Here is a 9621-nt window from a genome sequence, read left to right as displayed (position 1 = left end):
GCAGCGTCAGATGTGTATAAGAGACAGGCCTTGCACATGATGTAGGACAGGTAGGCGCCGGAGGAGCCGACCAGCGCGCCGGTGATGATCAGCAGGTCGTTGGAGAGCAGGAAGCCCGAGGCGGCCGCCGCCCAGCCGGAGTAGCTGTTGAGCATCGAGACGACCACCGGCATGTCGCCGCCACCGATGGAGGCCACCAGATGCCAACCCAGTGCCAGCGCCAGCACGGTGACCGCGATCAGCAGCCACAGCTGCGGCTCGTGCACGAACCACACCGTGAGTGCGAAGAACGCGACCAGAGCGCCGATGTTCAGGAAGTTCTTGCCCGGCAGCATCAGCGGGTTGGACTTCATCCGCGCGGACAGTTTGAGGTTGGCCACGATCGAGCCGGTGAAGGTGACCGCCCCGATGAACACTCCGATGAACACCTCAGCGGAGTGAATACCCAGCAAGCCCGAGGCCGCCAGCTCCTGCGCGTCAGGTCCGGTCCTGGCAGCCTCGACATGCAGGTAGCCGTTCCAGCCGACCAGCACGGCAGCCAGACCGACGAACGAGTGCAGCAGCGCGATCAGCTCGGGCATCCCGGTCATTTCGACGACCTTGGCCCGCCACAAGCCGATCGCCGCCCCCACCACGGTGGCCCCGATGAGCAACGCCAGGCCGACCGGATTGATGTCGTGATGGACCGCCAAGGTGATCGTCGCCGCCAGCGCCACCGCCATCCCCAGGATGCCGAAGCTGTTGCCGGCCTTGGACGTCTCGTGCTTACTCAGCCCGGCCAGGGCCAGGATGAACAGCAAGGCCGCGACGATGTATGCCGCCGAGGCGGCGGTCTCAACTGAAAACATAAGCGGGGTCTACTCCAAGTCGGGGTGCGCAGCGCCTCAGCTGCGAGAGAACATGGCGAGCATGCGGCGGGTCACCGCAAATCCACCGAAGATGTTGATGCTGGCCAGCAGGATCGCCGCGGCGGCCAAACTCGTGATGGCTGGGTCGCCGTGGCCGATCTGCAGCAACGCGCCGACCACGATGATCCCCGAGATCGCATTGGTCACCGACATCAGCGGCGTGTGCAGCGCGTGGTGCACATGACCGATCACGTAGTAACCGATCACGATCGCCAGCGCAAAGACAATCAGGTGCACCTGCAGCGCGGCCGGCGCCATCGCGACCAGCGCGAACAGCACGGCTGCGGCCGAGACCACCACACCCAGCCGGCGCCCGGCCGACATCGGTTCTTTGTTGGCCTGCGCGACCACCGGTGCTTCGGCGACTTTGGCCGGGGCGGCCGAGACCTGCACCGGCGGCGGGGGCCACGTCGACTCGCCGTCGCGCACCACGGTCATCGACCGCTGCACCACGTCGTCGAAGTCCAGCACCAGCTGGCCGTCCTTGCCGGGTGTCATCAACTTCATCAGGTTGACCAGGTTGGTGCCGTAGAGCTGCGACGCCTGCGCGGGCAGCCGGCCGGCCAGGTCGGTGTAGCCGATGATCGTCACCCCGTTGTCGGTAACGACGGCCTGGTCCTTGACGGTGCCCTCGACGTTGCCGCCGTTGGCCGCGGCCATGTCGACGATCACGCTGCCCGGCTTCATCGACGCCACCATGTCGGCGGTGATGATCCGCGGCGCGGGCTTACCGGGGATGAGCGCGGTGGTGACGATGATGTCGACATCGGCGCACTGGTCGGCGTAGAGCTGCGCCTCCCGGGCCTTGTAGTCGTCGCTCATCTCCTTGGCGTAGCCGGTGGCCGATACCTCGGTCTCCGTCGATTCGATCGACAGGTATTCCCCGCCGAGCGAGCGGACCTGGTCGGCCACCTCGGGACGCGGGTCGGTGGCCCGCACGATCGCCCCAAGACTGCCGGCGGCGCCGATCGCGGCCAAGCCCGCCACTCCGGCGCCCACCACCAACACTTTGGCCGGCGGCACCTTGCCCGCGGCGGTCACCTGGCCGGTGAAGAACCGGCCGAAGACATGGGCCGCCTCGATCACGGCGCGGTACCCGGCGATGTTGGCCATGGAGCTCAGCACGTCCAGCGACTGCGCACGCGAGATCCGGGGAACCGCGTCCATCGACAGCGCCGTGATGGGCCGGCGGGCCAGGTCCTCCACGCGATCGGGGTTCAGGGCCGGTGCCAACAGGCTGACCAGCGTCGCACCCGGCTTCATTCCGTCCAGCTGCTCGGTCGAGGGGGCGTTGACCCCGAAGACGATGTCGGCGGTGCGGGCATCCCCGATGGTGGCGCCGGCCTCGGTGTACGCGGCGTCGGAAAAGGACGACGCTTCTCCGGCACCGGAATCCACTACGACGTCGTAACCGAGCTTGGCTAGTGCAGCGACGGTCGTCGGCGTCGCCGACACACGCGTCTCACCGGGCTGCGCCTCGGATAGGACACCGATATTCATGACGTAGCTCTCCACATCCGCGTCTCTTCGCCGTCTTCCGGCGCTTACGGCGCCTTTCCCAGCACCTCCGGACCCCTCGTTACCCGCCAGTAGCTAAAGAGCGATAAAGGGATCGAGGCAGCATACCGTGTGGGCTTCTCAGGCCGACACCGCGCGCTGGTCCAGGGGAGCGAGCATATCGATGACGTCGACGACCGCGGCCCGGGCCGCCGCCCGGGGGCCCTGCAGGTCATCGACGAGCGCCGCCATCACCGCACCGTCGACCATGCAGACCAGGGAATAGGCCATCTCGACTCGCGCGATCCGCCCGGAGCGCTCGACAGCCTCGGTGACCGCATCAGACCGTTGGTGCAGGACACGGCGTTGAATGTCACGCAGCGCCGGGTGGCGAGAGCACACGATGTAGCGCTCATAGCGGGAGATGAGCTGCTCGGTGATCTGCTCACCGCTCTCATCCCCCACCAACAGCTCGACCAGGATGTCCGCCGTGGTCTCGGCACTGCGCCGACGCCGGGACAGCTCGGTGATACGAGCCCGCAGTTGCGCGACCTCCAACATCCCGATGTGTTCGACCGCGTGCGCGATGAGGTCTTCAAGTGACGAGAAGTAATAGGTCGTCGATGCCAGTGGCAGACCGGCCCGCTGCGCTACGGCGCGGTGTCGCACCGCATCGAACCCGCCTTCGCGCAGCAGCTCGGCAGCGGCGCTGATCAGCGCATACCGCCGCCGCTCGCCCTTGGGCGTAACTGCTGTCATCACGCCTAGAGATGCTGCCAGCCCAGGTTGCGACGCATCATGCGTTTCCGTCTTTTGCCGACAAACAGCACCACGCTGGCATGATGGCCGCCATGCCTGTGTTGAGCCGACGAGCGGTGCTGCGCGCCGGGGTCATGCTGGGCAGTGCGGGTGCAATGGGGACGAGTTCACTACTTGGTGCGCGGCCCGCGCAGGCCGCACCCACAATGACGACGGGCTCGTTCGTCTCGGCCGCGCGCGGCGGTATCACCACCAATTGGGCGATCGCCCGGCCCCCCGGCCAGACCGGGACGTTGCGTCCGCTGATCGCGTTGCACGGCAAGGGAAGTGACGCCGCGACGGTGATGGCCGGTGGGGTCGAACAGGGCCTGGCCGAAGCTGTCGACGCGGGGCTGCCGCCGTTCGCGGTGGTCGCCGTCGACGGCGGCGGAAGCTACTGGCACCGCCGCACATCCGGGGAGGACTCGGGGGCCATGGTGACCGAGGAGTTATTGCCACTGCTGGCCGAGCAGGGCCTGGACACCTCGCGAGTGGGTTTCATCGGCTGGTCGATGGGCGGCTACGGCGCGCTGCTGCTGGGGGGTCGACTCGGCGCGCGCCGAACCGCAGCGATCTGCGCGGTCAGCCCCGCACTGTGGCTGACCCCCGGAGCGACAGCGCCGGGGGCATTCGATGGCGCGTCGGACTACTCGGCCAACTCCGTTTTCGGGATGCCCGCACTCGGCTCGATACCGATTCGGGTGGACTGCGGAAACGACGACCCGTTCTATTCAGCAACTCAGGCGTTTATCGCCCAGCTGCCCAACCCTCCCGCGGGCGGGTTCTCCCCCGGTGGGCACGACGGCACATATTGGAGTTCCCAGATTCCGGCCGAGTTGACTTGGATAGCTCCGCTGCTGACGGCCTGAGCGCAAGTTCCACTTAAAAAGGACATATCTCAGCCGCTCGCGGCGCGATCGCCACCCATCGTTTCCAAACTCGGACGATTCGTCGCGAAAATCGGACTTATCGGTTCGCGAATTTCGCTTGTTTTCCAGGACTTTGGAGAAAGTTGCCGCATTTACATAACCGCAAATATCTTGTGTGACGAAGAGCACTCGGGATAAATTCAGAATGCGCACTCACGTTTAACTCAACGTTTTCTGAGCCCTTTCGACGGATTGGAAGGCCCGTGATGACAAATCGACTTATCCGAACGGCCACCGTTGCTGCCACCGCGGGTGGCGGCTTGATCACCGCGGCATTAGTGGCCTTTGTCCAGGGCGCAGTCGCTGCCGCCGCGCCCGGTGAAGACGCTTTCACCATCGACGGCACCACATTCGATCCGACATTGACTGGCGGCGGCCAGGGCTTCAACCTCGTCGCACCGCTCAACCTGGCGCCGCCGCTGCTGGGCCTGGGCGGCGGGTCGGTGGCGGTCGGTAGAAACATCTTGGACCTCGCCCCGCAGAGCTTCGATCTATCCAACGGCACCACGTCGCTCGGCAGCATCGACACCAACGAAACCGTCTCCTATCTGTTCGGCCTGCCCAACACCGCGTTCACCGTCACCGGCAGCACCCCCGCCGATGGTGTCGAGGCCTCGGCACTTCCCGTGACCGGAACCGTCTACGACGTGTTCAACCTGGGCGGCGGCTTCTACAACGTCTATGTCGCCACTCCCGGCGAGAACGGCACCGTCACCGACACCCTGGTGACGCCGTTCGGCAATATGAACCTCGACGCGCTGTTCGTCGGCATGAACGCCGCCAACCCGCTCGACCCGTCCCTCGCGTTCGCCGCGCTGCAGGCCGGCGACAGCAGCATCGGCGATGACGCCTTCAGCATCGGCGGCTTCACCTTCAACCCGTTCAGCACCGGGGAGGACGGCACGGTGACCGACGGCTTCGCCCCCGTCAGCTCGCTCGCCGGTATCCCGCCGTTGCTGAATCTCGGCGGCGGCCAACTGGTGATCAGCACGGCCTTCCCCAACGTGCAGCCCACCCCGTTCGCACCCCAGGACTTCACCGTCTACAACGGAACCGGGTCGAGCGCCACCGAGATCGGCACCGCCCACACGGCGGTGGACGTGACGAACCTGTTGGGCATGACCAACACGCAGTTCGTCGTCCAAAACGTCACAGCGGCCGACGGTGTTGACGACGCGTTGCTGCCGGTTAAGGGAGCGGTCTATGACGCGTTCAACTTCGGCGGCGGCTGGGCGAACGTCTACACCGCCACCCCGGACGTCGTCGCCGAAGACGGCACCGTCACCCACGGCACCGTTCACGACACCCTGGTGACCCCGTTCGGCAACATGAGCCTGGACGCACTGTTCGGCGGCTTCAATGCCGCCAACCCGCTCGACCCGGGTGACGCCTTCACCGGCCTGCAGGTCGGCGACAGCTCCTATGGCGACGACGCCTTCAGCCTCGGCGGCTACGTCTTCGACCCGTTCACCGGAGCCGGCGACAACGTGGCCGAGGGCTTCCGCGCCATTCCCGCGCTGTTCGGCGCCGCGCCGCTGCTGAGCCTCGGCGGCGCCACCGTCGCTCTCGGCGCTGGGGTGGACCCGATCAACTTTGCGCCGCAAGACTTCACCATCTACGGCGGGACTGACGACACCGACCTCGGAACCATCCGGGCCAGCGTAAATGTGGCGAACCTGCTGGGTATGGCCAACACCGAGTTCACCGTCCAAAGCGTCACGGCCGCCGACGGTATGGAGGACGCGTTGCTGCCGGTGAAGGGAACGGTCTACGACGTCCTCAACTTCGGCGGCGGTTGGCAGAACATCTACATCGCCACGCCCGGGGAGGACGGCACCATCACCGACACCCTGGTGACCCCGTTCGGCAACGTCGACCTGAGTTCGCTGTTCGACATGTTCAACGCCGCCAACCCGCTCGACCCGGGCGACGCCTTCACCGGTCTCGACGACGCGATGTCAGCGATGGCCTCCTCCTGGGACCCGCTGGCGCTCTTCGGCCTCTGACGCACTGCCTGAAATCCAATCGAACAGAGAGGAATACCTGTGAAGAGGAATCGACGTATACAACTGACCGCTGCCGCCGTCACTGCGGGCGGCGGGCTGCTGACCGCCGCGTTCCTGCAAACCGCTACGGCCGTCGCCGAAAGCGACGCCGACGCGGCTTTCACCATCGGCGGCCTCACCTTCACCGACCCGATGGCGATCGACTTCCTAGGCGCAGCGACGCCCGGCTATGAGCCCCTCACCCCGGTATTCGCCAACGCACCGCTGTTGTCGCTGGGCAGCGACAGCCTGCTGGGTCTGCTCAGTCTCGGATCGCAGCAGTTCACGCTCGAAGACAGCAGCGGCGTCACGCTCGGTACGATCCTGACCTCCACCAACGTGCAGAACCTCTTGGGCATCCAGACGGCGCAGTTCACCGTCACCAGCATCGATCCCGCCGCGGGCCTCACCGACGGTCAGGCTGCCGAGCTCCCGGCCGACGGCACCGTCTATAGCATCACCAACTTCGGTGGCGGCTTCGCCAACGTCTACGTGGCCACCCCGAACGCCGACGGTACAGCCGCGGCCAGCATCACCAACACGTTGATGACCCCGTTCGGCAACTTCGACCTGCCGACGTCCTACGACGCCATCGCACCACTGGACCCGGGTGCGGCGCTGGAAGCACTGGGGAACACCTCCGGCGTCACCGGTCTCAGCGATAACGCCTTTACCATCGGCGGCACCACCTTCGACCCGGGCAGCGGCGGAGTCACCGTGGCCGAACCGCTGTCGCTGGCCAGCTTCGCCCCGTTACTGAACTTCGCGGCCAGTGGGATCAACATCAGCGGCACCGGCACCAGCGGCACTCAGACGTCCCAGGTCTTCGACGTCTACACCAACGGCAGCGACGCCGGCAGCGTCGCCAGCTATCTCTGGTACTCCGACCTGTTGGGGATCGACAGCACGCAGTTCACCGTCGGGGCCATCACCCCGGCCGCCGACGCGATCCAAGGCGCGCTGAGCGCCGAACTCGACTTCACCGGCGCCAACTTCACCGCGCAGGAGTTGGCCGCTGCCTTGGCAGCCAACAGCGCACCGCTGACCTTCGGCAACGGCGAGATCGACGACACCGCGGTCACCATCGCCCTCGCCAGCAGCGGCATCAATCTGACCGGCAGCGGCATCACCACTGCCGACATCGCAGAGGTGCTCAACGGTATGAACCTCAGCGACCTGCCCGCGGTCGGAACGGTTTACAGCGTCACCGACTTTGGCGGCGGCTTTGCGAACGTCTACGAAGCCATCCCGGGAACCGGCGGCGGATCGGCCGCCATCACCAACACCCTGGTGACTCCGTTCGGCAACCTCAACCTACCGACGTCATTCGATGCCACCGCCCCGCTGGACCCGGCGGCACCATTGGGGGCACTCGCTGCGACGTCTGACAGCGCCACGCTCTCCGACAACGCGTTCACCATCGGCGGCCTCACCTTCGACCCAGGCAGCGACGGGTTCAACACCGATGGCGCCTATCCGCTATTCGGCATCGCGCCGCTGCTGCAGATCGCCGGCGTCAACGCGCTGGGAGCCTTCCTGCCCAGCCAGACCGGGGTCGCCATGTACGACAGCAGCGGCGCCGACCTGGGCACAGTCACTCTCGGCGAGAACATGTCGAACATCTTCGGCATCGAGACCACGCAGTTCACCGTCACCTCAGTCGATGCCCTCTCAGGTCTGACCGACGCGCAAATCGCAGAGTTGCCGACACTGGGCACGGTCTACAGCGTCACCGATCTCTGGGGCTTCACGAACGTCTATGAGGCCGTGGCGAACGCCGACGGCACGGCCGCGTCCAGCATCACCGACACGTTGATCACCCCGTTCGGCAACATCGACCTGTCGGGCATGTTCAGCATGTTCGACGCCGTCGCACCGCTGGACGCCGGAGATGCGGTGTCGGGCATCGACCTGACGGCCGGCGGCTTCGACTTCTTCGACCCGAGTAGCTGGTTCTGACGCGGCGTGCAGCGTCACCTCAGACGGTGACCACCGTCTACTGCTGGCAGAGCTTGCCCAGCGTGGTGATGTGCGAATCGAGGTCATGCCCCAGCTGCTCGCGCTCCGTATTCGGTTGCCCGACAAGGTAGCTGAGGTTCAGGCGCTCCAGCGCACCGGCCATCTTCTCGGTGGAGTCCACGATGTCTTGCGGCGTCGCGGGGTCCGCCTCGAGCCGGCCACGCAGGTAAGCCGCACCCGCAGTCAGCGACAACCGGGCGTTGGCGGCCACCGCGAGTTGGGCCACGGGGTTCTCCGGCTCCGGGTTTTTCATGTGCATGTTGTTGGCCACCGCTTGGCGAGCGAGCACGACCGCGCCGCACACGTCTTTCTTCGCGTCGTTGACCTGCTCACCGCTGAACTTGGCAGAACCACCCGAGGACGAGCCACCGGACGGGTGCCACAAGCCGGCGACGGCCGCACCACCGATGAGCCCGGCTACCAGTCCGACCGCCGCGGCGATCAGCAGGGGGCGGACGGTGCTCGACTGCGGCGGTGTCGGAGCCGGGGTCGGAGCTGACCGCCGTTTCGCCGTGCCGGCGGCTTTTGCCGGGCGTTCCTGCGCTTCGGATTCACTTTTCGCCGGGTCGTCCTGCTTTTCGGATTCAGTGGACTCCGGTTCAGTGTGGTCAGCCATGCCACCCAGGATAGCGGTAGGCCCCTGCGGTCAGATCTGGATCTTCCCCTGGGCGGCGGCCGCGCCGATGTCGCTGCGGAAGTGGCTTCCCGGCAAGCGTATTGAGTCGAGGATCCGGTAGGCGTCGGCACGCGCGGCATTCAGGTCGTCTCCGACACCCACCACCGACAGCACCCGCCCGCCGGAGGACACCACCGCCCCATCGTCACGGCGTGCGGTGCCGGCGTGCAAAACCCCGTCGGCCTCGGCGCCCACGATCACGTCACCGACGCGCGGCCGGCCGGGATAGTTCTCCGCGGCCAGCACCACCGTCACCGCCGCCGCATCCCGCCAGCGCAACTTGCCGAACTCGCTGAGCCCGCCGGTGGCGGCGGCATGCAGCAACTGCCCGAGCGGCGACTCGAGCAGTGCCAACACCGCCTGGGTCTCCGGATCGCCGAAGCGGCAATTGAATTCGACCACCGCCGGCCCGGTCGACGTCATCGCCAGACCGGCATACAGCAATCCGGTGAACCGGGCGCCTCGCCGGACAAGTTCGGCCGCGACGGGCTCAACGACGTCGGCGACGATGCCGGCGACAGCCTCCCGGGACAACCACGGCAACGGTGCGTAAGCGCCCATGCCGCCGGTGTTGGGGCCGCTGTCGCCGTCACCGACCCGCTTGAAGTCCTGCGCCGGCAGCAACGGGACCACGGTAGCGCCGTCGACGACACAGAACAGAGATAGTTCGGGACCGTCCAGGAAGGATTCCAGCAGCACCGGATGCCCGCTGTCGAGCAGTCCGGCGGCGTGGGCCCTGTCTCTTATAC

The 9621-nt window shown here is 66.5% G+C and carries 8 protein-coding genes; 3 read left to right on the top strand and 5 right to left on the bottom strand.

From position 1 onward, the window contains the following. From LI94_RS18530 to LI94_RS18520, 3 genes are all read right to left on the bottom strand, one after another. Nucleotides 1–848: NAD(P)(+) transhydrogenase (Re/Si-specific) subunit beta (locus LI94_RS18530; RefSeq protein ID WP_046302106.1), on the bottom strand; the 848-nt coding region annotated here is incomplete at its 3' end. A 36-nt stretch (nt 849–884) separates the two neighbouring features. Beyond that, nucleotides 885–2408 carry a Re/Si-specific NAD(P)(+) transhydrogenase subunit alpha gene (locus LI94_RS18525; protein WP_024441912.1) on the bottom strand — a complete coding sequence of 508 codons (1524 nt, stop codon included), beginning with the start codon at nt 2406–2408 and terminating at the stop codon, nt 885–887. A gap of 138 nt (nt 2409–2546) precedes the next feature. Next, nucleotides 2547–3164, bottom strand: a complete 618-nt coding sequence (locus tag LI94_RS18520) for a TetR family transcriptional regulator (RefSeq protein WP_046302105.1) — start codon at nt 3162–3164, stop codon at nt 2547–2549. 80 nt (nt 3165–3244) lie between these two features. Here LI94_RS18520 and LI94_RS18515 point away from each other — a divergent pair, with 80 nt between their 5' ends. From LI94_RS18515 to LI94_RS18505, 3 genes are all read left to right on the top strand, one after another. Then, complete coding sequence (locus tag LI94_RS18515) at nt 3245–4072, top strand: alpha/beta hydrolase-fold protein (RefSeq protein ID WP_046302104.1); 828 nt, start codon at nt 3245–3247, stop codon at nt 4070–4072. A 266-nt stretch (nt 4073–4338) separates the two neighbouring features. Beyond that, nucleotides 4339–6138, top strand: a complete 1800-nt coding sequence (locus tag LI94_RS18510) for a hypothetical protein (protein ID WP_024441915.1) — start codon at nt 4339–4341, stop codon at nt 6136–6138. A 39-nt stretch (nt 6139–6177) separates the two neighbouring features. Then, the gene (locus LI94_RS18505; protein ID WP_046302103.1) at nt 6178–8136 is read left to right on the top strand and encodes a hypothetical protein; all 1959 of its coding nucleotides are present in this window, start codon (nt 6178–6180) and stop codon (nt 8134–8136) included. Nucleotides 8137–8173: 37 nt separating this feature from the next. Here the strand turns inward: LI94_RS18505 and LI94_RS21940 are convergent, their stop codons facing one another. Both LI94_RS21940 and LI94_RS18495 read right to left on the bottom strand, forming a co-directional pair. Beyond that, the gene (locus LI94_RS21940; RefSeq protein ID WP_024441917.1) at nt 8174–8812 is read right to left on the bottom strand and encodes a hypothetical protein; all 639 of its coding nucleotides are present in this window, start codon (nt 8810–8812) and stop codon (nt 8174–8176) included. A 30-nt stretch (nt 8813–8842) separates the two neighbouring features. Beyond that, a partial coding sequence (locus tag LI94_RS18495; protein WP_046302102.1) for a phosphoribosylglycinamide synthetase C domain-containing protein occupies nt 8843–9621 on the bottom strand: 779 nt, incomplete at its 5' end.

It is taken from the genome of Mycobacterium sp. UM_Kg27, from assembly GCF_000972905.1.
Lineage (GTDB): Bacteria > Actinomycetota > Actinomycetes > Mycobacteriales > Mycobacteriaceae > Mycobacterium.
This window is presented reverse-complemented; position numbering and strand designations above follow the sequence as displayed.